This is a genomic window from Salinibacterium sp. SWN167 (assembly GCF_015864665.1).
In the GTDB taxonomy this organism is placed as follows: domain Bacteria; phylum Actinomycetota; class Actinomycetes; order Actinomycetales; family Microbacteriaceae; genus Rhodoglobus.
Genome location: NZ_JADYWU010000001.1, coordinates 603,234 through 626,883, shown reverse-complemented (window position 1 = coordinate 626,883; position 23,650 = coordinate 603,234). Strand labels below are relative to the sequence as shown.

The following is a 23,650-nucleotide window of genomic DNA, read 5'->3' as shown; positions in this document are numbered from 1 at the left end:
GATCGCTTTACCGCCGAGCCATCCGCTCCGATATCCTTAGAGCATGACTTTTATCTCCACCATCACCGTTCTGGGTAAGGCAGTGCTCATTGTGACGGGCGTAATTGTTGCCCTGACCGGTGTCCTTCTGCTCGTGAACCTTGCTGTGCCTAGCCTGCTCGCCGGCTTCAACTAAAACGCACCACTACCGCGCACCAAGCGCGATTGTGGAACGTCCGATGTCCGACGTGCGCACGCGCCACTTTCGCACGCGCGATTGCTGTGCGCACCCTGCATGACTTGCCATCTTCATCGCGCACCGGCACCTGAGTGACACCCACATTTCAGCGATTCTTCGGTTGACTCCGCCTCAGGAGTTCTAGGCTTAGAGCCAACTGAAGGAGAACGTCATGCGCGAATCCAGAGATGTAGTCCGGCAAATTACGGTGGCGGCGAGCGCGACCTTTGCCCTTATCGGAGCGTTTGTTGGCTCCGGAGCATATGGTGGAACTCCCGTACAGGAAGTCGCGGGTGGAGCACTCAGTGCTGATGCGACGGTAATTGCGCCCGCCGGCTCCGCTTTCACGATCTGGAGCGTCATCTACTTTGGGCTCGTAGCCTATGCAGTGTGGCAGATGCTCCCCAAGCAGACCAGCACCGAACTTCACCGCCGCGTTGGCTACTGGGTGGCCGCATCCCTCGTACTCAATGCCGCGTGGATTCTGTCGATCCAGTTCGACATGCTCGCGCTCAGCGTTCCCGTGATCATTCTGCTGCTGATCGTCCTGATTCGCGCCTACCTGATCACCGTGAAGCTACCGGCGGCAGGCGCAGTGGATGCGATCATCACCGATGGCACCGTCGGTCTTTACCTAGGTTGGGTGTGCGTCGCGACAGCGGCCAACATTGCCGCGTGGCTCAACGCGATCGGCTTCGATGGCTTTGGCATCTCCCAAGACGTCTGGGGCGTTGCCGTTGTCTTCGTGGCTGGCGCCGTCGGAATCGCGCTCGCCGCTCGTGGTCGCGCGCACTTCGCCCCGTCACTCTCGCTCAGCTGGGGTCTCGCGTGGGTTGCCGTGGCACGTCTCACCGGCGACCTGATCTCACAGCCCACCGCTATTGCCGCGATAGTGGCTGTTGCGGCAATTCTCGTGAGTTCCGCAGTGTTTGCGATTACACGACTTCGCGCTGAACAGAACATCTAGTGAACGACGTTCGCGCCTCCCGCAAGCGCTGGCTAGGGCTTCTTTTCATCAGCATTGCGGTGGCGCTGATCATCGTCGACTCGACGATCGTCAACGTGGCGATCCCCTCGGTCGTCGAAGATCTCGATCTCAACTCCACGCAGGTGCAGTGGGTGCAAGAGAGCTACACGCTCGTCTTTGCTGCCCTACTGCTCGTGTTCGGCACGCTCGCTGATCGCTACGGTCGCCGCCGCGTTCTTCTCATCGGCGTCGTCATCTTCGCGCTCTCGTCGATCTTGGCGGCGACGGCGACGACCGGCGAGTACTTGATTGCCTCCCGCCTCGTGCAGGGCATCGGCGGGGCGATGATCCTCCCCTCGTCGCTGTCGATCATCAACGCCACCTTCCGCGGTCGGGAACGTGCCATCGCCTTTGCCGTCTGGGGTTCCACGATCGGCGGAATGGCCGCTGTTGGCCCGCTCCTCGGCGGCTGGCTCACGACCTATTACTCGTGGCGCTGGGCCTTCGGCATCAACGTGCCCCTCGGCATCATCATCGTCATCGGCGTTCTGATCTATGCGACCGAATCGAAAGAGCCGTCTGCCCAGCGACGAGTGGATGTCGTGGGCGCGCTTCTCTCCGTCGTGCTGTTCGCGTCGCTCGTCTTCGCTCTCATTGAGGGCCGCAGCTACGGCTGGTTCTTCAGCGACACCCCTCCCGATTTCTGGACGTTGGATGTCTCCCCCATCCCGTTCGCTTTCGCGCTCGCTCTCGTGAGCGGCGTCGTGTTTGTGCGCTGGGGTTTCGCTCGCGAACGTGCCGGCAAGTCCACGATGCTCGCGTTCGGGCTGCTGAAGATCCCGTCATTCCGCAACGGAAACATTGCCGCGATGATCGTCGCGCTCGGCGAGTTCGGCATCATCCTCTCGCTGCCGCTGTGGTTACAAAACGTCCTCGGCTACGACGCCCTCCAGACGGGCCTCGTCATCCTCGCTCTCGCCATTGGATCGTTCGTCGCGAGCGGTTTCGCAGGCGCGTTCGGCAACAAGGTCACCCCCGTCACGATCGTGCGCGTGGGCATCGGCGCCGAGATTGTGGGCGTGCTGATTGTTGCTTTCGCGCTGAGTCCCGATGCCGTGTGGTGGCACATCGCCCCCGGCCTGTTCATCTACGGTTTCGGCGTCGGTCTCGCTACAGCCCAGCTCACGAGCGTGGTGCTCAAGGACGTGCCGCTCAGCCAGTCGGGCCAGGGTTCGGGAACCCAAAGCACCGCCCGGCAAATCGGCTCCGCGCTGGGCATCGCGATTCTCGGAACCGTGCTCTTCTCGAGCCTCGGCACGGGGCTCGACGCCAAGCTCGCCGACCGCGCCGACATCCCCGCCGAAGCCCGCACTCAGATTGTTGATCTCGTCGTCGACTCCGCGGGCACCGGCATCAGCGCGCTCGATGCTCAGTCTCCGGATGCCGCAGCCGACGCCCGCCAGGCCTTCACCGACTCGACACGGTATTCCGCATTCGCGGCTGCCGGCTTCCTGGCGTTCGGGTTCCTCGCGAGCCTCCGCCTCGACAGTGGACGTCGAGGCGACGACGATGCTGAGGGCGACGGCGAGGCCCGAGCCGAGACGTCGCCCGAAAAATCCGGCGAGGCCTAACCTGCGTGACGCGGACGCAACCCCGGCAGCAGATGGTCGTCGGTGTTGACGTCAACGAAGGCGATGTGTCAGAAAATGGCGACATCAAGTTGGACAGTGTGCGCAATACGATTCTGACGATGGGCCAGATTGATTCGCGGGGTGGCGCAGATGAAGCCGTGATTCGAGTGGCGCACACAACATCTGTCCCGCCAGCATTCACATTAGTGATCCCCAGCACCCAAGAATGGAACCCTCTGGGAAGCTTAATCCCCAACGATGCCATGGGTAACCTCAACATCATGACTGGCCAAAGCCACTTATTGGACGCATCCTATAAGGCTCTCACCGCCAGCATCGACGCGTACTACTTGGAGAACCCGGATGCTCCTCGCCCCCCAGCGGTGATGGTGGCGGGATTTAGCCAAGGCGGCATCACTGCGGGTGCTTTTGCCGAGCTCTACGGCGAAGATTTGAACGTGAAGCAGGTCCTGACCGTCGGAGCAGAAATCGGCCGATTCGATATCGATTTAGATGTCAATGTGGTGGCGTACGAGGCAACGGGCGATCTGGTTCCTAAACTTGGCGGAGCTCGAAACCCGGCAGAGTGGGAGACCATCGAGGCCGACAACGGCGGCGGGACGATTACCTCGCACAAGGCTGTTCTCTATGCCGGCATGGCCGACGACCTACCCCCGAAGATTAGCGCATCGTTTGACCAGTTCTTTGATTCCAATAGCGTCATTGAGGATTACCATGCGAGAAAATAAGGATATGCACGAGATGGTCTCTGGATGTTGAAACGCTATTTCGCGGCAACCCTCGTGCTCATACTCGGAACAGCGTCATTAGGAGGCTGCACAGTGACTCCACCGAAACTAGGCCAGTCCGCCGAACAACTCAGCAACATCACCGATCTCCCCGATGGCGTAGTAGATGCTTCCGCAACATATTCTTCTTCGCTCAGCGGTTTCACCCGCAGCTACTTCCTTGAGGTGCAAATTGAGATCGCCGATGATGTTGTCGTGGCAGATGCCGCAGACGAGGCTGTGCTGCAATGGGCCTGGCAGTTGGGGTGGTCAGTCAACGACCATGACCCAACCGGAGTCTATGTTCGCCTAGTTTCTGCGTCCGGAGCGCCGGTTGAATGGGACTACGAGGGCGCATATGAAGCTGTGGGATTGGACCGAAAGCTTACGACCATCCCCAATGGAGACTCTCCCTGGATAGGCGCAAGTGCACGCGATCTGGAATCGCTGTATGGAGCATGGCCGGGCTCCGTTCCCGTTCCCCCTGCGTCCCTCTTCACCCCGGCATCCTAGCCGTGTGAGCGTGCACTGAAATTTCGGTACCGCTGCTCTGCCTCAGCACAATGGCACTAAGCAGTTGCGACGTGCCCGAAACGCCGTCAGGAATGTTTACTCCGGCACTCTAGGGATACCGATTTCGCTCGATGGGCACGACTGAAAACAAAATATTCAAGAACACCGTCGCGCGGTACCGCACCCTCCACCGCAGCAATATGCCGGAAGGGTGGATGATACAACGAGTTCAAGCTGCGGAGACAACTGCACGTGCACACCTCATCGAGCAAGCTACCGTCCCCGCCGGAACTTTTGTGATGGGCGATTCGTCGGGTGACCGTAACGAAGCCGATGGCGAAGTGCCGCAACATCCGGTGACCGTCGACGCTTTTTCGATCGATGTCACGAGCGTCACCAATGATGACTTCGCCCGTTTCGTGGATGCCACCGGCTACCTCACCGAGGCAGAAACTTTTGGTTACTCCGCGGTGTTCCACCTCGCGGTCGATGCCCCCGCAGAAGACATTATGGGGCAGGCCGCAGGGGCACCGTGGTGGTTCGGCGTCAACGGTGCCGGCTGGAAGCACCCCGGCGGGCGCAACAGCTCCATCGATGGTTTAGGCGATCATCCGGTAACTCACGTCAGCTTCAATGACGCCGAAGCCTATTGCGCCTGGGCTGGCCGACGCCTGCCTACCGAAGCGGAATGGGATTATGCTTCCCGCGGTGGGCTCGATCAAGCCAAGCACCCGTGGGGCGATGACGAAATGGATGCTGGCGGCTGGCGCACCAACATCTTCCAGGGTGATTTCCCCCGCACCAATACCCTCGACGACGGATACCTCACTACCGCGCCCGTGCGCAGCTTCGAGCCCAACGGCTAGGGACTTTTCCAAACGGTCGGCAATGTTTGGGAATGGTGCGCCGACTGATACGACGCTCGCTATTACGCGACGCTCGCTGTCGACTCCCCCACCGAGAACCCGGTCGGCCCCCGTGTGGGCACCGTACGAGTGCTGCGCGGCGGCAGCTACCTGTGTCACATCTCCTACTGCAACCGGTACCGCAACTCGGCTCGCTCGCAGAACACGCCAGATTCTTCGATGGGTAACGCCGGGTTTCGCACCGTCTCGCTGTAACTCGAGCGGCTGAAAGACACGAATAGCCGTGAGACGGAGCACGAGAAAAGGCTGCCGCCCCACACCTGCTGTGGGACGGCAGCCTTTTCTGCCAAGCAGCGCTGTTAGCGGCGCTTCTTCTGCTTCAGGTCCTTCTCGTGCACGGGCTCTTCGCCCGACTCCCGGCGCGCGGCGTAGTAGTCGCGAGCCTCGTTCTGGCGCTTGGCTTCGATGCCCGAGGCGATCGGTGCGCGCACCAGCTCGTCGGTGAGGCCGAATGCGGCCACGAGATCCAGAGCTTGCGGACGCAAACGCGGCAACAGACGGTCATCGATGTAGTCGGTGATGGCTTGAGCACGGTTAGTGGAGATGCGACCGTGCATGAGGTACCACGCGAGGTTCTTCTCGATGAGCGTGAAGCCGAAGAGGTCGCGCAGCCACGTCATGACCTGAGCGGTGTCCTTGTCTTCGATCTTCTCAATAGCGCGAGTGAACGCTTCCCACTGCAGCAGCTCACCGTGCGCGTACGCGGTCAAGATGAGCTGGTTCTGGTGGCTGTTGAAGAGAGCGGCAGCCTCAGCCTTCGGAAGCTTGCTGGCCGGACGCAACTTGCCCGCGACATCCGCCACCATCGTTTCGACGCGGTCGGTGAGCAGCTGGCGCTGGGAGTCTGTGTCGCGAACGTAGCCGATCGAGCGGGCGGTGGAACCGAAGTCCACCACGTTCTGAGCGAAGCGGCGAAGACCCGTGCGGTTGACGGCGGCCTCGTTGACCTGGTCGGCAACGTAGTGGGCCATCGCGCCAGCATCCGCTCCCGCAAATTTGCGCGAGTAATCGGTGAGCAGGCGCTTAGCCACGAGCTGAAGCAGCACGTTGTTATCGCCCTCGAAGGTGGCATAAACGTCGAGGTCAGCGCGCATCTGCGTGAGACGGTTCTCGGCCATAAAGCCCGAACCGCCGCAAGCCTCGCGAGCCTCCTGCAGAGTGTCGAGGGCCGCCCACGTGCTGAGCGGCTTGAGCGCCGCCGCGATCGTTTCGAGATCCTGACGGTCAGCATCGGTGTCGGTGCGGCCCGAGAAAACGCCATCGAACTTGTCGAGGAACTCCTCGTGCGCGAACGACATCGCGTAGGTCTGAGCCAGGCGCGGCAGCAGGCGACGCTGGTGACGCTGGTAGTCCAGAATCACTTCTTCGTTCGTGCTGCTGGATGCCGTGAACTGGCGGCGTTCCGAGCCGTACTTGATAGCGATGTTCAAGGCCAGCTTGCTCGCGAGCACCGCGGCGCCATCGAGCGAAACACGGCCCTGCACGAGCGTGCCGAGCATCGTGAAGAAGCGACGGCCGGGGCTGTCGATGTCGGAGGTGTATTCGCCGTTCTCGTCAACGTTGCCGTAGCGGTTGAGGAGGTTTGTGCGAGGAACGCGAACGTGGTCGAAGTGAAGACGACCGTTGTCGATTCCGTTCAGACCACCCTTGAGGCCATCATCTTCGGTCGAGACTCCGGGGAGCGGTCCGTTATCGTCGCGCAGCGGAACGTAGAACGCGTGAACGCCGTGGTTGACGTCCTTGGTGATGAGCTGGGCGAAGACCGTTGCTGCCTTGCCGTGAAGTGCTGCGTTGCCGAGGTATTCCTTCCACGCCGCGCGGAAAGGGGTGTTGATGACGAACTCGTCGGTGTCGGGGTCGTAGGTCGCGGTCGTGGCGATGCTCGCGACATCCGAACCGTGGCCGATTTCGGTCATCGCGAACGCGCCGGGAGTCTTGAGGCTCATGATGTCGGGCAGCCACTTGTCGTGGTGCTCCTTCGTGCCGAGGTGAACGACGGCAGAACCAAAGAGGCCCCACTGCACGCCAGACTTGATCTGCAGCGACGGGTCGGCCAGAACGGTCTCTTCGAACGCAGCGATGTTGCCGCCGTGGTTGTCGTCGCCGCCGAGCTCGACCGGGAACGCCCGGTGAACTGCTTTGTTATCGACAAGCAGAGAAAGTTGGTGAAGAACACGTTCGCGGTGATCTTCCATCGAGAGGCCGTCAACGCGGTGAAACTCGGGGTTCGACATGAGCGTGCGCGACTCTTTGCGCTCCTTCGCCCACTTGCCGAGAAGGTACTCGCCCAACCACTCGACGTTGATGGCGGGGGCCGTGGCGGCAATATCGGTCGTCGCTGCAGCGGGGGAAGTTGCGGCGTCGTTGGCGGGGGTGGATGACTCCGGCGCCGACTCGGTCGCCGTGTGGTCGTGAACCTGGGTCATGGCTATCTCGATTCTCAAAAGTTCGGTAATCACACGCTACGACTGCCGCGCGCGGGCTCAAAGTGCCTCGTGCACCATCAATGAAGCGAATGCCGGACCCACCGCATCCGTTTGTGCGAAACCGCAAAACAGCCGCCGTAGCGTTGTGGGATGTAGTGCGAAACTTGTTCGTCAGGCTTCGGGAATCTTTCTTCAGGCACCGTTGTTGGGCTGCATGAAAGGATGTAACTATGTCGACAATCACTCTCACCTCAGAAGACTTTGGCCAGGCGGTCACTAAAGACGGAATCCTCCTCGTGGATTTCTGGGCCGAATGGTGTGGCCCCTGTAAGCAGTTCGGGCCCATTTATGAAGCCGCAAGCGAAGCCCACCCGGACATCACGTTCGGCAAGGTAGACACCGAAGACCAGCAGGAACTCGCTGGCGCAGCAGGAATCACGTCGATTCCGACGCTCATGGTTTTCCGTGAAGGCGTACTCGTCTTCTCACAGCCCGGAGCGCTCCCCGCTCCCGCTCTCGAGCAGGTTATTGAAGGCGCCAAGAACCTCGACATGGTCGAGGTTCACAAGCAGGTTGCTGAGCAGCAGGCTGCAGCAGCATCAGGCGAAGCGCCTACTGAGCACTCGCACTAACCACTAGCCCCACCGCAGACCACAAAGGCCCCGCCGACGTCACGTCGGCGGGGCCTTTTCTGTGCGTGAACTAAGGCCGCCTACGGAGCACCAATTGAGGCAGCCAGATCTGCCACGAAAGTATCAACTGCCCACGGCACGGAGAGCGCAGTGGGCGCGATCATGCCCAGAGTCGGCTCATTGAGGAATCCCGGATAGTGAATGACCCCGTCAGCCCCCGTAGCACTCGCTTCAACGAACGTTACCCAATAGGGCGCACCGACCGGGTCCCCGATATAAATCAGCACATCGGTGTCGAGCTGTTCGACATCGTCGGCCCATAAGTAGTACACCTTGCCGTTGTCCGATTCTGAGTTGTAGGCGACAGTTGAGTCATCGGCGTAAGTGAAACCGAGTTGCTCGAGGAGAGCCGCGACCGCAGTGTTCGATTTACTGTAGGCAACAGAGCCTCCTTGGGGCGAGACGACCGCGATGGTCTTTCCTGCGAACTCAGGATGCGCCGCAGCGTGCGCCGCCAACGAATCGTCGATAGACGCTAGGTGAGCCTCCGCCTCAGGCACTTGACCAACAATCTGCCCCATCTGGAGGAGGGTTTCGCGCCACGAGTTCGAGGAGCTGAATTCGGGAGAGTCGAGGGCTGACAGCGCTGGGCGGATAGTGGGCGCTACGTCAGGGAGAGCATCATAAAAGGCAAGCCATGACGTCGGATCCATGTCGAACGGATGAAAAGGCAGCGCCGTGACGATAACGTCTGGCGAGACTGCTTCCACATCGGCAAGAGTGTCACCGTCGAGAGGATCGATGGTCGGCACCGCACCGGCGCCGAGCGAGCCGATCGCTTCCTCCTGCCAAGGACCAAGCGAGCCGCCGCCGGAGGCGACCGGCGCAATACCCAGCGCTAGAAGCGAATCCGTCTGCTGAGCACCGAAAGTGAAGATGTGTTCTGGGGCAACTTCGAGCGTAGTTTCACCCCCAGAGTGCACGACCGTAGTGGGGAACGCGGGCGCAGCCGTCTCCGTGGGAGCGGGTCCACCCGCTGGTGCGGCCGTAGGTTCGGGCTCTGCGGGCGGGCTGCAGGCGCCGAGCAGCATGAGCGCCGTTACTCCTACCGCCGCGATGGACACGGTTCTTCTCAACACTGTAGACATCTGCATCCCCTAACGAAAAGTGAGCAAGTTCTCACTTCACGGTAGTGACCGGATTGTCTACCCTCCTGTTCTGGTTACAAAATTTGGCCTGATCGTTACCTAGTGGTGCACGGTTAGAGCCGCATCTCGAGCTATCCCTTGAGAGCGTCAGCGACGTTGTCGACGAAGACGTCTAAGGCCCACGGCACCGAAAGCGCAGTGGGTGCGAACATGCCCCATGCCCCGTCGAGGGAGCCGGGATAGTGAATCGTCCCCTCCGCTCCCGTGACACTATCCTCGACGAACGTCACCCAGTAGGGGTCGGCTACCGTGTCCCCTAGATAGATCAGCACATCAGGGTCAAGCTGCGCGATGGTCTCCCCCCACAAGTAATACTCCTTGCCGTTTGCTGATTCTGCGTTGTACACGACACCGGAGTCCTCGGCATAGGTAAACCCAAGTTGCTCAAGCAGAGCAGCGATCGCCGTGTTCGATTTGCCGTAGGCAATAGAGCCCTCTCGCACCCAGACAACCGCAATGGTCTTTCCTGCGAACTCCGGATGCGCCGCAGCCTGCGCGGCCAGCGACTCGTCGATCGAATCGAGTTGCGCTTGTGCCTCGTTGGTCTGGCCCAGGGCCTGACCGGCCTGCATCAATGCTTCGCGCCAGGCCGTTGCCGACTCGTAGCCTTCGGGAGCGATTGCGCCAGAAGTCGGGCGGACGGTCGGCGCAACACCATCGAGGGAGTCGTAGAACGCGCCGGTCTCCTCAGGATTGCAGTCATAGACGCAATACATCAGTCCGGCCAGAATGAGATCGGGGGTCAACGCTTCGACATCGGCAGCGGTGCTTCCCGCGAGGCCACCGCCGTCGCTATTCGCACTGCCGTAGCTATTCGGCGTCAGGAAGACAGGAGCCTCCCCACCCGCAGCCGTGATGCCCTCTTCACGCCACGGAGGGACGAAGCCAATCTCGATCCCGACCGGCAGCGCACCTAGCGCGAGCGCCGCATCCGTGTAGTGCGCACCGATTGTCACTACACGCTCAGGAAGTGAATCGAGAGTTACTTCGCCGCCCTCGAAAACGAGCGTTGTCGGAAAAGCTGGAGCCTCAGTCGCGCGTGGAGCCTCAGTCGCGCTGGGAACACTCGAGGCATTCGTTTCAGGCTCGGAGGCGGGCGCGCAGCCCGCGAGCAGCAGCGAGAAAGTGAGACCCACAGACACGAGCGTGATGCTTCTTGCACGGCGTACAACCATGTGCGATTTCCCCCGACGGAATTAGATGAATAGTGATCTGAGATTATGTCACGCCTACCATTCACGCCACTCGATCCGGCCCCGTACACCGCATCGTTATCAAATGTCTGTTCGGCGGCAACCCGCCGCAGTTACCGGCAGCCACCACGGAGAAGCGGACACCGACGTTTTCGTCAGTGGCCGCCTCGAGGCGTGGTGCGGGATGTCGTGTGCTACTTCAGAGCGCCAGCAATCGCATCCACGAAGCTGTCGATTCCCCAGGGCAGCGAGAGCGCCGTGGGAGGCGATACCGAGGCGACGAGCGATGCGCCATTGACGGCAACGAGGCCGTCTGAACCCGCTAACTAGTTAGCCAAGAAACACCACGCAAACCACAAAGGCCCCGCCGACATCATGTCGGCGGGGCCTTTTCGCTGTGGCCACGCGCTCTTCGCGGCTACGAGATCTCTGCGGCTAGCGCTGCAACAAAGTCATCCACTCCCCACGGCACGGAGAGTGCTGACGGGTAAGCCATTGAATTGAACAAGGTGACGGTTCCGCCGAGATAGATGATCACTCCGTCACTCGCCGTCGGGCTGAGATCGAGCGCGCGATGCCACTCGTAATTGGGGTTGTACTCGCCGGGCACAACGAGAACGTCCACGTCGACGAGCGACAAATCTTCGAGCGACAGAGTGACAAAATTGCTGTTGTAAGAGTCACCTTGGTTAGCCATCGTAGAAACATCCACGTAGTCGAATCCGAGCTGTTCCATCAGCACTCCGGCTTCGGTATCAGCCTTGAATCCATAACCCCAACCAGCTTCACCCGTCATGAGCCCAATCGTTTTCCCCTCGAACTCGGGATGGGCTGCCGCCTGTGCGGCCAACGAGTCGTCAATAGAGGCGAGGTGTGCCGCGGCTTCATCGCTGATGCCCATAATTTGCCCCGCTTGCGTGACCGCCTCACGCCACGCTACGGAGGAGTCGACTCTCGCGGCGGAGTCGGCTTCCGCGGAGAAGATGATCGCCGCATCCGATGGGCGAACAGTCGGCGCAATGTCGGTCAGCCCGTCATAGAACCCAATCCACCCAGTTGCATTATAGTCGTACGGAGAGAAAATAAGACTCGTCACGTTGATGTCAGGCGAAAGCGCAGCGACGTCGGCAACTTCGTCAGGGCTCCGCGGGTAAAACTCCGGCGGAGTGGCCACTCCGAGGGCAGCCAGAGCATCGTCTCGCCACGGCTTTCCGAACGCCTCCTCCGTTGCAATCGGGACAACTCCCAGCGCGATGAATGCGTCCGTTTGATCTTGTCCGAACGTAAACACCCTGTCGGGAGCCGACTCGAGCGTGGTTTCGCCCCCGGAGTGCACGACTGTTGTGGGAAACTGAGGCTCAGCAGTCTCTGTGGGAGCAGGCTCTGCCTCTGGTGCCACCGTGGGTTCGGGCGCCGCGGGCGCGCCGCAAGCGCCGAGCAAGACAGCCATAGCGACCCCCAGCGCAGCGACGGACGTTGTTCTTCTGAAAGCAGCGGACACCAGAGTTCCCCAATCCCATAAGTGAGCGATTTTTCACTTTATCGTAGCCGCTGAAGTGTCTACCCTCCCGTTCTGGCTGCAGAGTTTGGCCTGATCGTTATCAACAGTTCGCCAAACATCCGCCACCCGCACCGCGAGCAACGCACAAGAGGCCACTGAGGTTTCTGTCAGTGGCCTCTATGCAAGAGATTGTGCGTGATGATGCGTTAGTTCAGAGCGCCAGCAATCGCATCCACGAAGCTGTCGATTCCCCAGGGCAGCGAGAGCGCCGTGGGAGGCGACACCGAGGCCACGAGCGACGCACCGTTGACCGCAACGAGACCACCGTTGGCAACGGCCGGGATGCTCTCCGCGTAAGGCTGGCTGGCGAAAGTATCGCCAACTTCATCCGTCTCCGCGTACGCAATCAGCAGGTCGCTATCGAGTTCATCGAGCTTCTCGTAGCTGAGCGTGTAGAAGAAGGTGGAGTCACCGTTCGAGAGGGCGTCAACGGCGGGAGCGCTCTCAAGACCGAGGTCGATTAAGAACTCCACGCGGGGGTCTGCCGGCTTGTAGACGTAGAAGGTTCCACCGACGTCGAAGGTCGCCGCAACGGTCTTGCCCTCAAACTCGGGATGCTCGGCCGCCTTCTCGGCGACGAGAGCGTCGATGTTGGCGAGCACGTCATCCGCGGCAGCAGTCTTGCCGAGGGCGATGCCCGTAGTGCTGATCACGTCGCGCCACGGGGTAGCCCACGGCAGCTCGGGGTAAGCAACAACGGGGGCGATCTCGCTGAGCAGGTCGTACTGCTCCTCGGTGATGCCCGAGTAGGTCGCGAGGATCAGGTCGGGAGCAGCTTCCGCGATCTGCTCGTAGGCGGGAGCATCCGTGGTCGCAGGGACAATGATGGGGTCGTCGCCACCGAGTTCGGCGAGAGCATCCGCCGCCCACGGCAGCACGCCGTTCTCATCGCCACCGTAGTTTTGCGCTTCCATGCCAACCGGAACGACGCCGAGAGCGAGAACGGCGTCGCCGCTGCCCCAGCCGAGAGTGAGCACGCGCTGCGGTTCGCTCTCGATGATCGTTTCACCGAAGGCGTGCTCGATCGTGACGGGGAATGCGTCGGAGGCTGCGGGCGCATCCGTTTCATCTTCGGACGTTGAAGCGGCACAACCGCTCAACGCGATGAGGGCGGCAGTGGCCGCAGCGAAAGCTGCAAGGCGGGAACGGCGTGACATTGATCTCCTCGATCGAACCATAGGTACAGAGTAAGGATAGGCTTACCTAATAGCGTTGCGCAAGCGATAACGCAAGCTACTGACGCCCCAGTGGGATCACCATTGGTGAGCCAGAAACAGGATCGGCCATAATCTGAGCCTCGAGCCCGAACGCCTCGCGCATCCGCTCTGCTGTAACTACCTCGGCAGGGGTGCCCTCCGCGATGATCTGCCCCTCGCACATGAGGATCATGTGATCGGCATAGCGCGCGGCCAAGTTGAGTTCATGCAGCACCATCACGATGGTGGTGCCTCGCTCACGATTGAGAGTGGCAAGCACGTCGAGCGCATCGAGCTGATGGCGCACATCCAAGAATGTGGTGGGTTCGTCGAGCAGCAGAATGTCGGGATCCTGGCTGAGCGCCATCGCGATCCACACGCGTTGACGTTGCCCACCCGAGAGCTCTTCGATGCGCCGCGATGCCAACTGGGCGGTGTCGGTCGCTTCGAGCGCGTGCTCGACAGCCGCCTCATCCGCCGCCGACCACTGCTGAAACCAACCCTGATGCGGGTAGCGCCCACGAGCCACGAGGTCACGCACCGTGATTCCTTCCGGCGCAATCGGCGACTGCGGCAAAATGCCCACAACTTGCGCAACCTCTTTCGATGGCATCGAGTGGATGTCGCGGCCGTCGAGCATCACGTGACCCGACGCCGGTCGCAGCAACCGCGACAGCCCGCGCAGCAGTGTCGACTTGCCGCAGGCATTGGCGCCCACGATCACGGTCACCGTGCCGTCGGGGATCGTGACACTCACGTTCGACACAATGTCGCGGCCGCCGTAGTTGAGGGTCACGTTGTCGGCGCGCAGTTCGTGCGGTGGGCGCTGGGGTGTGTCAGCTGGGGTCACGATGCACGTCCTTCGCGGTTGGTGGTGGAGATAAGCCACAACAGGTACGGGGCACCCACGATGCCGGTGACGATTCCGGTGGGTACTTGGGTTCCGGTGGTGATGAAATGCTGGGCGACAAAGTCGGCGCCGAGAACGAGCACGATCGCGACAAGAGCGCTGGGGACGAGCGCGAGGCCTCCCCCGCGCACCAAGCGCCGAGCGATCGGGGCGGAGACGAAAGCGACAAACGCGAGCGGTCCTACTAGGGCGGTGGCGATCGCGACGAGAGCTACCGCGACAACGATGAGGGCGAGCCGCGAGCGTTGCACGGAGACCCCAAGACCTGCAGCAAGATCATCGCCGAGCTGGAGCATCCGCAGCTTCGATGCCAGCAGGAGGACCGCGGGCAGCAGGATGACGAGGCTGACAGCCATGATGAGGATGTCGTCCCAGCTGGCTCCGCCGAGCCCGCCGACCATCCACACGAGAGCTTGTTGCGCGTCGCGCACGTCGCCGCGAGTGATGAGATAACCCAGCACGGATTGCGCCATGAAAGCGATGCCGACGCCAATGAGTACGAAGCGCATGCCGTTCATGCCCGAGCGCCACGAGAGCAGGTAGATCGTGAATGCCACGAGCAGCGCGCCCCCGAGCGCGGAGAGTGACACAACGAGTCCGGTGGCTCCAAAGACGAGCAGGCTGAGCACGGCGGCGACACTCGCTCCCCCGCTGATGCCGATGATGTCTGGGCTCGCAAGTGGGTTGCGCAGCAGGCTCTGGAACAGGGCGCCGGCGAGGCCGAACCCGACAGCAACCAGCACGGCAAGGAGCACTCGCGGCAGCCGCAACTTGAAGACAATGAACTGGTCGGATGAGGTGCCGCCGCCAAATAGCGTCGCGATCAGGTTGGGCAGAGTGAGCGTATATGCTCCCACCGTAATACTGACGAGGATGAGTGTCAGAGCAATCACCGCGAGAACGATAGAGACGCGCCACGTGCGGGTCATAGCCCGGCCAACTTCACTCGGCGCACGAGGGCGATCATGACGGGCGCACCGATGATGGCAACGACGAGACCCGCTTCGAGCTCGGAAGGTGCGACCACAAGACGGCCCACGATGTCCGCGATGAGCAGCAGACTCGGGCCGACGACGGCGGAGACAGCGATAATCCAGCGATAGTCGGGGCCCGTGAACGGGCGCACGATGTGGGGCACAACGAGACCGACGAAAACGATAGGGCCGGCAAGCGCGGTGGCGGATCCACAGAGCAGAACGACGGCTCCGGCGGCGACCGCCCGAGCAACGTAGACCCGTTGACCGAGGCCCCGGGCGAGGTCATCTCCGAGGGCGACGAGGTTGAGCATCCGCCCCGAAATGATCGCAAGGAGCGCACCCGCCACAACGAACCCGATCGTGAGGCGCACGGCCTCAAGGTCTCGGCTAGCGAGGGATCCGACCGACCAGAACCGGAAGGTGTTCAGGGTGTCGGTGTCGGAGATGAGCACGAGAGAGATGACGGAGGTGATGCCGGCGGTGACCGCTGTTCCGGCAAGAACGAGCTTGACCGGCGTTGCGCCTTCTCTGCCGAGGGAGCCGACCGCATAGACGGTGGCGGCAGCGCCCGCGGCTCCGGCAAAGGCGAACCAGATGTAGCCGGTGGGGTTGGTGATCGACAGCACGCTGATCGCGAAGACAACCGCGAGTGAGGCGCCCGCGTTGACGCCGAGAAGGCCGGGGTCGGCGAGCGGGTTGCGGGTCACCCCCTGCATAACCGCTCCGGCCACACCGAGCGAGAGGCCCGCGAGAAGACCAACAATGGTGCGAGGTAACCGCAGTTCACGGATCACCAGTTGGTCGTTGTTGCCCGCCTCGGGGTCGAAAAGCGCCTGCCAGATTTGCGAAAACTCCACGCCGCGAGCGCCGAGCGCGAGACTCAGCACAAGCACAATCGCGAGCAAACCGAGGGCCGAGCCGAGAGCGATCCAGCGCTGAGTGCGGAGGCTCAGCCGTGCGCGCGAATCCGAGGCGGTCTGGGTCATGGTCGGGGGCGGTGCTGCGAGCTACTGAGCTTCGGACTTGCCGAGACGCCAGTACCCCATGAACGCAACCTGCTTGCGGTCAACACCGGTCTCGCTCACGAGAAAGCGGCGCAACAGTTTGATGGTGCAGGCTTCGGCGGCAAGCCAGGCATAGAAGTGCTTTCCGGATGCCTCCCCCGGCGAATCCCAGAGAAGCTCGGTATCCACGTCGATATCACCGAGTGGTTGCGCGGCTGGCGAGAGTGCGGGCAACACGAGTGCGGCGTTGGCTTTCGTCCACGCCCGAACGGCGGGGTCGAGCGCGGAGCCTGCGGGCTGCGTTCCCCGCGGAAGCCACGTGAGGTGGCAGTTGCTCGTGAGGTTCAGGGGCGGCTGGTCTGCGGCATCCGGGATCTCGATGAAGGCGTGAGCCTGCACGCTGGGGTCGAGGCGTTCAAGGATGTTGCAGATGGCGGGCGCAGATGTTTCATCGCCGGCCAGAAGCACGGTGCGGGCGGGGCCAGGGTGCCAGTCAATACCGATGCCCGAATGGATGCTCGCCGCGTCAGGCCCGACGATGACGACCTCGTCACCGGCTGTTGCGTTCGCGAGCCAGTGTCCGGCGGGGCCGTTGGCGCCGTGGAAGACCATGTCGACGTCGATCTCGCGGAGCTCGGGACGCACGGCACGGATTGTATAAGTGCGAAACGGGTTGCGGGCCTCATCAGGCAGCGCACGCCAGCGGGCGTACCAGGTGCCCTCGGCGATGGTCTGCGGATCGTGCGCGCCGATGTCGCTCAGGCCAATGCCCGGCAGCGGAAAAACGATCTTGATTCGCTGGTCAAAGCCGTCAGTGCCGAAGGTCTCGAACTCAGCGCCCGTGAAGGTGACGCGCCTAAAGTGGGGCGAAAGCTCACGGATGCGCTCAACGCGGGCGGCGAATGGTCGATAGCCCGGTCGGGCATCCTTTGCAGTCTCGCGCTCCAAGGTAAGCATTACCTAAGTATGGCATACCTAACCTGAGACACACAGGTTATATTTCGCGGCTCTTCTGCAGTTTTCGAGCGCGTGTGCTGCGCGAAAGTGGAAACCTGCGCTCGAGGTACGGCTCGAGAACAAGACGCTTCAGAGCCATGAAGATGAGGGTGCCGCCGAGCCAGTAGGCGACGAAGCCCATGCTCGACAACTGCGTATTGATCGCGAAACTGAACATGCTGACCACTACGCCCACGCCGATGAACAACCACACCCAGGCCCCCAGCATCCGGTTGCGCGACGACTGCTGATCCTGAGTCCGCGACTCGAATGAATCGACGCGGCCACTCAACTCATCGCTCTCGATGGTGGCGAAGAGATCCCGAACCGGCGCTCCGAGTGCATCGGCGACGAGCGACAGCGTTTCGAGGCTGGCGTCGTTTCCGGCTTCCAAACGTTGGATGGTGCGGATGCCGACACCGCACTCGGTGGCGAGCTTCTCTTGGGTCCAAGCGCGCTCTCGGCGCAGGTCAACTATGCGTGTCTCGTTCATGTGACCAATACTCCACGATGTGGTGGATGCGGGCTACGCCAGTAACGCGCCAAAGGCACGCCATCTCGCCGCCGGCAGCCCGCCAGCCTCCCGACATCAACCGCCAAACGCAGCCAGGTGCTTTTCGGATGCCGCGAGCAGTCGTTCGTAGACGGCGATGACGTCAGGGGCTGTTGCGTCATCCGCTGCGGCTGCAAGGTCTCGGATATCGGTCTCTTCGACCGTGCGAGCCGCTTCGTAGGCGTCATCTCGACTCTGTGCACCTTGCGCGAGTAGGGAATCGTAGAGCTCCTGCATGCTCTCCGAATTGAATTCGCCCACGGCTTGCCCAACGGTGGGGTCGGCCAGCTCATAGCGTTCGAGTAGCGTTTGCACTGCTGACAGGTGGTTGCTCTCAGCATTAGCGATGTTGTCGAAGACTTTGTCGCCATAAAGATCCCCGAACGCGATGTACACATCGTGGGCGACCTTCTCTTCCTCAGCCATCAGCGAGAGCGTCGCCTCCTGTTCGCTCGTGAGCGTTCCACTGTCGAGGGTGCTTTCGCCCATCTCTTCGCCGTCGGCTCCGTGGCCGTTTTGGCCGCCACGTTCCGATCGCGACGAGTTCGCGCCTTCACCCATGGTGCGATCTGACCGTTCCAGAGAGTGGCTGCTTTGACCAGACCCCGCGGATGTCGCGACGCGGCCCATTTTCGTGCCGACAGCAAAACTGGCGCCGGCTACGAGAGTGACGGCGAGTACGCCGCCGATGATCGAGGTGGTGATGATGGTTGCCTTGCGCATGTGGTGCTCCTGTTCCTTGTGTAGAGGTACACAGTGCGCTCACGATGTGCAGGTCACGATGCAGTCGTGTGGAGACGGTGTGGAGACTGCATTTTCGCGTCGTGGAATAAGGTGAGGTATGCCAACTGTGCTGGTCGTCGAAGATGAACGGGACATCCGCGAGGTGCTCCGCCGCTATCTTGAACGCGCCGGATTTTCGGTGCTCACGACGGGCTCGGGTGCCGAAGCGCTCAAGTTGTTTGCCTCAGCTGATCTCGTGCTGCTCGATCTCGGACTGCCCGATATCGAGGGCACCGACCTGCTTCGTGAGATTAAGGCTCTCGGCAAGCTGCCTGTGATTGTCTTGACCGCCCGAAGCAGCACCGAGGAACGCATCCGTGGTCTGGAGCTCGGGGCCGATGACTATGTCACGAAGCCGTTCAGCCCCCATGAAGTTGTTTTGCGCGTTCAGGCGGTGCTGAACCGCCGCGGTGGCTCGAGTGATGACAACGACATTGCTACCTTCGGCGGCAACCGACTACGAATTGATGAAGGCTCCCACCGAGCGTGGTTGGATGACGTGGAACTCGATCTGACTCCCACCGAGTGGGGGCTATTGTCTGCGATCGCCGCAGCCGCTGGCCGAGTCTATTCCCGCTACGAGTTGGTGAATCGGGTGCGTGGCTACGAATACGAAGGCTACGAACGCACTATCGATTCCCACATTAAGAACCTTCGCCGCAAGCTCGGAGCTGACGGGGCACAGGTCGTCGAAACCGTGCTCGGTGTTGGTTATCGTTTGGGGTTCACTCGGGATGAGGTGCGACGATGACCCGCGGCTCCGGTCTTAATCTCTTGGGACTCGGCGCCCTCGGCACTCGCATTCTCCTCGCCTTCGTTGCCGTTGCCATCTCCACCGTGCTGGTGCTCGCGGCCGCAGCCCTCATCGGAGTCGACCGTGGAGTGCAAGCCGGCGAACAGGCCGATCGGCAAGAGGTCGCCGACTCCATCGCCACTACTGCGGCCGAGGCGTACCAGCGTGCGGGAAGCTGGGATGATGCCGACCTCGCCCGCGCCGTTCGAACCGGCGAAGCGGCATCCGCTCGCCTCGTGATCCTGGATGCGGCCGGAACGACGGTGATCTCGAGCGGAGTTCCCAACGAGAATTCGCCAGGCGGAGGTGGGGCGCTGAGCTCCTCTGCCAGCGTCGCCGAGATCACCGTTGATGGCGCATCGGTGGGCACTGTGCGCGTTGCGCTCTCCGCTGCGACCTCGTCTCGCGTGCTCGATATAGCGTGGAAATGGATTGTGATTGCCGGGCTAGTGGCCCTCGCTATCGCGTTCGCAGCCAGCTGGCTTGTCACCCGGTTTCTTGTCGGCCCGCTCCACACAGTGACGGATGCCGCACGCGCGTTCACCGCAGGCAACCGCACGTCGCGGGTCGCGGGCAACGCTCCGGGAGAGCTCGGCGAACTCGCCGTCGCGTTCAACGGGATGGCTAATGAAGTCGCGCGCTCAGAACGGGACCGTCGCAATCTCACCGCCGATGTCGCCCACGAATTACGAACTCCCCTCGCTGCGCTCCAAGCGGGCCTCGAAGAACTTCGCGACGGATTGATTGCCCCCGATGCCGAAAGGCTTGCTGCGCTGCATGATCAATCGCTCAGGCTCGGACGCATCGTTGCGGACCTTGCCGAATTATCTGCCGCCGAAACCGCCGGGGCTCTGCCCCACGAGAGCCGAGTGGATCTGGCTCAGATTTCCCAAGAAGAGTTGGCCTTGCATGACGCCCAACTTCGAGCGGCCGGGCTTCACGTCATCACCAATCTTCCCGAGCCAGTGTTTGTGCAGGGCGATGCCGACCGGCTTCATCAGGCGATCGGCAACGTTATTGCCAATGCTGTGCGCTATTGCCGCGACGACGACTCACTGACGGTTGCGCTGGCCATGCAGGATGACGAGGCGGTACTCACGATTTCTGATACCGGCCCCGGCATCCCCGTGGACGATCTGCCCTACGTTTTTGATCGGCTCTGGCGGGGCACCGCAGCCCGCGACGTTTCCGGTTCCGGTATCGGCCTCGCGGTCGTGCGCGAGGTTGTCGCACAGCACGGAGGCAGCGCCGAAGTCGAGTCTGCTGTCGGAGAAGGAACCCGGATCATCATCCGGCTCCCCCTCGCAACGGCCTAAAACTCAGGCGGCCCGTCGTAGGGAGCGTCGTCATCCGAGTAGAACGGGATGTCGTTCTCGTCGCCGGGAACGGATGCTGCCGGAGCGGGCGTTTGGCGCTGGGCCGGTCGAGAAGCAGTCGACTTGGATGTGGCAGGCCGAGATGCCGCTGGGCGAGATTGGCGTGACGGCGCGGAAGTCGACGCGCCAGCAGCGGGCGCAGCAGCAAAGGCCGGCGAAGCGGCAGCCGGCGGCGCCGCAGCAGCAACCTCGGGCGATTCCCCCGCAACAACCGCGAGCACGGCAGCGCCGTACGTCTCGAGCTTCTTCTCGCCAACACCGCTGATCTCCGACAGCTCGGCCAACGACTCTGGTTTGGTGACGGCAATGCCGCGCAGCGTGGCATCCGCGAACACTACGTAGGCGGGAACGCCGTTGTCGCGCGCAACACCAGCACGCCAGGACCGCAGGTTCTCGAACAGGTCGGTCGCCGAGGCGGGCAGGTCGGTCATGACCTTTCGCTTAGCGGCACCGCCGCTGGCACCCGAACCGCGGGCCTTGCGCGGCGCTTCCTTGCGCAGCTTCACGGTGCGGTCGCCACTCAACACCGACGCGCTTTCGGGCGTGATCGCGAGGGTGCCGTACTCCCCCTGCACCGTCAACAGAGACTGCGCGAGTAGTTGCCGCACGACCGAGCGCCAGTCTTGCTCCGAGACATCCGAACCGATACCGAAGGTCGCGAGGTCGTCGTGACGTTGCTGCGTAACGCGCGGCGTGGTCTTGCCAATGAGGATATCGACCAGGTGCCCAGCGCCAAACTTTTGGTTGCGCTCGCGCTCCAGTCGCACAATCGTGGACATTAGCTTTTGGGCCGCGACCGTGCCATCCCACGACTCGGGCGGAGACAGGCAGGTATCGCAATTGCCACACGCTGTGGACTCTTGGCCGAAGTAGCCGAGCAGCTGCACACGACGGCACTCGACGGTTTCGCACAGGGCGAGCATCGCATCAAGGTGAGCGCTCAGATTGCGGCGGTGAGCCAGGTCGCCACCCGACTGATCGATCATGCGGCGCTGCTGCATGACATCCTGCAAGCCGTAGGCCAACCACGCGGTCGCAGGCAGACCGTCACGACCGGCACGCCCAGTCTCTTGGTAATAACCCTCGACACTCTTGGGCAGGTCGAGGTGCGCCACGAAACGCACGTCGGGCTTGTCGATGCCCATGCCGAAGGCGATCGTGGCCACCATGACCATGCCCTCTTCGCGCAAGAAGCGGCTCTGGTTGCTGGCGCGAATCTTGGAGTCGAGACCCGCGTGATACGGCAGCGCGGGGATGCCATTCTCGACCAAGAACTGCGCCGTCTTCTCAACCGAGGCGCGTGACAGGCAGTACACGATTCCAGCATCGCCCGAATGTTCTGTGTTCAGCAGCGTGAGCAATTGCTGCAGCGGCTGCGCCTTCGCTTCAATGCGGTACTGGATGTTGGGCCGGTCAAAACTAGAAACATACTGCGTTGCGTCAGTGAGCTTCAGTCGCTGGGCGATCTCTTTGCGAGTGGCTTCGGTCGCGGTCGCGGTGAGCGCGATGCGCGGGACGCTCGGCCACAGGTCATGCAACACATCGAGCTGCAGGTAGTCGGGGCGAAAGTCGTGGCCCCACTGCGACACACAGTGCGCCTCGTCGATGGCGAAGAGCCCGATCTGGCCCTGCTTGAGCAGTGACACGGTGGACGAGACGCGGAGGCGCTCGGGCGCGAGGTAGAGCAAATCCAGCTCGCCAGCTCGGTACGCGTTTTCGACGCGAGTGCGCTCGTCGGCGGACTGGGTGGAGTTGAGAAACTCGGCACGCGCGCCGACGGCGGCGAGGGCATCCACTTGATCTTGCATCAGGGCAATGAGGGGCGAAATGACAACGCCAGTGCCCTCGCGAACGAGCGCCGGAATTTGGTAACACAGCGACTTGCCGCCGCCGGTAGGCATGAGCACGAGGGCGTCACGGCCCTGCACGATGGTGTCGATAATCTCGCCCTGCTGCCCCCGGAACGAGTCGTAACCGAACGTGGACTCAAGAACAGACTGGGCAGACACCATGCCGAGAAGTCTAGGCGCAGCCACTACCATTGGCATGATTCGTCCCCATAGCGACAGGCACCATGTTCACCGTATTTCTCGGGCTCTCTAGCGCGCTCACATTTGGTGCCGCAGACTTTTTCGGGGGCATCGCCGCCAAACGCATTAGCCCCATTTTGGCCACCGCCATCGGCGCTGTTGCTGGACTCGCTGTGCTCCTGCTCATCTTTCCGTTCATCTCGAATGTGTGGTCGACCGAAGCAGTTCTCTACGGACTCGTCGCCGGTGTCAATAGTGCGATAGCGATCGGCCTGCTTTACGCCTGCCTCGCGATCGGGCCCATGAGCATCCTCTCTCCGGTGACCGCGGTCATGTCGGCGATCGTGCCCGTGACAGTCGGCCTATTGCGCGGAGAATCACTCGGCTCGTTCGGTCTCATCGCCATTCCTGTCGCGCTTATTGCCGTGGTGCTCGTCGGATTCGTTCCCGAGAAAGGTGCCGTGCGACCGAGCGCCAAGGCACTCGTGATGGCGGTCGGGGCTGGCAGTGCGATTGGGCTTTTCTTTGTGATTCTGGATGCCGCCCCCGATGACTCGGGCATCATCACTGTTATCGCCAACCGCGTCGTCAATGCGGCACTCATGTTTACGCTGTTCTTTGTCCTGGCGGCGTTAGCTCAGCGCCGCCGAGCCGGAGCACCAGCCCCCGCCCGCTCGCCCCTGTGGCGCCGCGGACTCTATTTCGCAATGATCGGCGGCACCCTCGACGTAATCGCCAACATGGCGATCATCACGGGCGTGCGCATCGGCGACCTTTCGGTCATCGCCGTACTGACCGCCCTGTACCCCGCTGGCACGGTGCTACTCGCAGCAATCGTGTTGCGCGAGCGCATCGCCCCCGTGCAATACGTGGGCATTGCGCTGGGCATCGCTGCGAGCATCCTGCTCGTAGTGGGCGGCTAGCGCTCAGCCATCACGGCTAGCGCGCCAGCCACACGTCGCCTGGTTGG

Annotated in this window: 21 protein-coding genes and 1 pseudogene; 10 read left to right on the top strand and 12 right to left on the bottom strand. The window is 62.1% G+C overall.

Features of this window, described 5'->3' with window-relative positions:
- Nucleotides 1-43: 43 nt before the first annotated feature.
- From I6E60_RS14515 to I6E60_RS02875, 6 genes and pseudogenes are all read left to right on the top strand, one after another.
- Nucleotides 44-175, top strand: coding sequence for a hypothetical protein (locus I6E60_RS14515; protein ID WP_255529110.1), 132 nt, complete (start codon nucleotides 44-46; stop codon nucleotides 173-175).
- Between the two features lie 214 nt (nucleotides 176-389).
- Nucleotides 390-1,184, top strand: coding sequence for a tryptophan-rich sensory protein (locus I6E60_RS02895; RefSeq protein ID WP_197122835.1), 795 nt, complete (start codon nucleotides 390-392; stop codon nucleotides 1,182-1,184).
- The gene (locus I6E60_RS02890; protein ID WP_197122833.1) at nucleotides 1,184-2,815 is read left to right on the top strand and encodes an MFS transporter; all 1,632 of its coding nucleotides are present in this window, start codon (nucleotides 1,184-1,186) and stop codon (nucleotides 2,813-2,815) included. Before I6E60_RS02895 ends, I6E60_RS02890 begins: the two co-directional genes overlap by 1 nt.
- A gap of 5 nt (nucleotides 2,816-2,820) precedes the next feature.
- Nucleotides 2,821-3,564: a hypothetical protein gene (locus I6E60_RS02885; protein WP_197178791.1), complete on the top strand. Its 744-nt coding sequence runs from the start codon at nucleotides 2,821-2,823 to the stop codon at nucleotides 3,562-3,564.
- 93 nt (nucleotides 3,565-3,657) lie between these two features.
- Nucleotides 3,658-4,116 (top strand): hypothetical protein, encoded by a 459-nt coding sequence (locus I6E60_RS02880; protein WP_197122829.1) that lies wholly within the window; start codon nucleotides 3,658-3,660, stop codon nucleotides 4,114-4,116.
- 215 nt (nucleotides 4,117-4,331) lie between these two features.
- Nucleotides 4,332-5,237: pseudogene (locus tag I6E60_RS02875) on the top strand (formylglycine-generating enzyme family protein).
- Between the two features lie 104 nt (nucleotides 5,238-5,341).
- Here I6E60_RS02875 and I6E60_RS02870 read toward each other — a convergent pair.
- Nucleotides 5,342-7,468, bottom strand: a complete 2,127-nt coding sequence (locus I6E60_RS02870) for an acyl-CoA dehydrogenase (RefSeq protein WP_197178789.1) — start codon at nucleotides 7,466-7,468, stop codon at nucleotides 5,342-5,344.
- Nucleotides 7,469-7,698: 230 nt separating this feature from the next.
- On the opposite strand from I6E60_RS02870, the gene trxA reads away from it, so the two are divergent.
- Complete coding sequence (gene trxA / locus I6E60_RS02865) at nucleotides 7,699-8,100, top strand: thioredoxin (protein WP_197122825.1); 402 nt, start codon at nucleotides 7,699-7,701, stop codon at nucleotides 8,098-8,100.
- A gap of 80 nt (nucleotides 8,101-8,180) precedes the next feature.
- Here the strand turns inward: trxA and I6E60_RS02860 are convergent, their stop codons facing one another.
- The 10 genes from I6E60_RS02860 to I6E60_RS02815 form a co-directional block, all read right to left on the bottom strand.
- The gene (locus tag I6E60_RS02860) at nucleotides 8,181-9,248 is read right to left on the bottom strand and encodes an ABC transporter substrate-binding protein (protein ID WP_197122823.1); all 1,068 of its coding nucleotides are present in this window, start codon (nucleotides 9,246-9,248) and stop codon (nucleotides 8,181-8,183) included.
- A gap of 131 nt (nucleotides 9,249-9,379) precedes the next feature.
- The gene (locus I6E60_RS02855; RefSeq protein WP_197178787.1) at nucleotides 9,380-10,483 is read right to left on the bottom strand and encodes an ABC transporter substrate-binding protein; all 1,104 of its coding nucleotides are present in this window, start codon (nucleotides 10,481-10,483) and stop codon (nucleotides 9,380-9,382) included.
- Nucleotides 10,484-10,919: 436 nt separating this feature from the next.
- Complete coding sequence (locus I6E60_RS02850; RefSeq protein WP_197178785.1) at nucleotides 10,920-11,951, bottom strand: ABC transporter substrate-binding protein; 1,032 nt, start codon at nucleotides 11,949-11,951, stop codon at nucleotides 10,920-10,922.
- A 257-nt stretch (nucleotides 11,952-12,208) separates the two neighbouring features.
- Entirely contained in the window at nucleotides 12,209-13,219 is a 1,011-nt protein-coding gene (locus tag I6E60_RS02845) for an iron-siderophore ABC transporter substrate-binding protein (RefSeq protein ID WP_197178783.1), read from the bottom strand.
- 76 nt (nucleotides 13,220-13,295) lie between these two features.
- Nucleotides 13,296-14,108, bottom strand: coding sequence for an ABC transporter ATP-binding protein (locus I6E60_RS02840; RefSeq protein ID WP_197178781.1), 813 nt, complete (start codon nucleotides 14,106-14,108; stop codon nucleotides 13,296-13,298).
- Nucleotides 14,105-15,097, bottom strand: a complete 993-nt coding sequence (locus I6E60_RS02835) for an iron chelate uptake ABC transporter family permease subunit (protein WP_197178779.1) — start codon at nucleotides 15,095-15,097, stop codon at nucleotides 14,105-14,107. Before I6E60_RS02835 ends, I6E60_RS02840 begins: the two co-directional genes overlap by 4 nt.
- Nucleotides 15,094-16,131: an iron ABC transporter permease gene (locus I6E60_RS02830; protein ID WP_197178777.1), complete on the bottom strand. Its 1,038-nt coding sequence runs from the start codon at nucleotides 16,129-16,131 to the stop codon at nucleotides 15,094-15,096. Before I6E60_RS02830 ends, I6E60_RS02835 begins: the two co-directional genes overlap by 4 nt.
- Before the next feature lie 21 nt (nucleotides 16,132-16,152).
- The gene (locus I6E60_RS02825) at nucleotides 16,153-17,106 is read right to left on the bottom strand and encodes a siderophore-interacting protein (protein ID WP_197122813.1); all 954 of its coding nucleotides are present in this window, start codon (nucleotides 17,104-17,106) and stop codon (nucleotides 16,153-16,155) included.
- A gap of 37 nt (nucleotides 17,107-17,143) precedes the next feature.
- Nucleotides 17,144-17,638: a helix-turn-helix domain-containing protein gene (locus tag I6E60_RS02820; protein WP_197178775.1), complete on the bottom strand. Its 495-nt coding sequence runs from the start codon at nucleotides 17,636-17,638 to the stop codon at nucleotides 17,144-17,146.
- A gap of 96 nt (nucleotides 17,639-17,734) precedes the next feature.
- A complete protein-coding gene (locus I6E60_RS02815) occupies nucleotides 17,735-18,421 on the bottom strand; it encodes a DUF2202 domain-containing protein (RefSeq protein ID WP_197178773.1) in 687 nt (228 codons plus the stop codon).
- Between the two features lie 118 nt (nucleotides 18,422-18,539).
- On the opposite strand from I6E60_RS02815, the gene I6E60_RS02810 reads away from it, so the two are divergent.
- Together I6E60_RS02810 and I6E60_RS02805 are read left to right on the top strand one after the other, a co-directional pair.
- The gene (locus tag I6E60_RS02810; protein WP_197122810.1) at nucleotides 18,540-19,232 is read left to right on the top strand and encodes a response regulator transcription factor; all 693 of its coding nucleotides are present in this window, start codon (nucleotides 18,540-18,542) and stop codon (nucleotides 19,230-19,232) included.
- The gene (locus tag I6E60_RS02805; RefSeq protein WP_197178771.1) at nucleotides 19,229-20,590 is read left to right on the top strand and encodes a cell wall metabolism sensor histidine kinase WalK; all 1,362 of its coding nucleotides are present in this window, start codon (nucleotides 19,229-19,231) and stop codon (nucleotides 20,588-20,590) included. The genes I6E60_RS02810 and I6E60_RS02805 overlap by 4 nt, the downstream gene beginning before the upstream one ends.
- Here I6E60_RS02805 and recQ read toward each other — a convergent pair.
- On the bottom strand, nucleotides 20,587-22,662 hold the full coding sequence (gene recQ / locus I6E60_RS02800; RefSeq protein ID WP_197178769.1) for a DNA helicase RecQ: 2,076 nt from the start codon (nucleotides 22,660-22,662) through the stop codon (nucleotides 20,587-20,589). The genes I6E60_RS02805 and recQ overlap by 4 nt on opposite strands.
- A gap of 62 nt (nucleotides 22,663-22,724) precedes the next feature.
- On the opposite strand from recQ, the gene I6E60_RS02795 reads away from it, so the two are divergent.
- Nucleotides 22,725-23,603 (top strand): DMT family transporter, encoded by an 879-nt coding sequence (locus I6E60_RS02795; RefSeq protein WP_197122804.1) that lies wholly within the window; start codon nucleotides 22,725-22,727, stop codon nucleotides 23,601-23,603.
- Nucleotides 23,604-23,650: the final 47 nt, after the last annotated feature.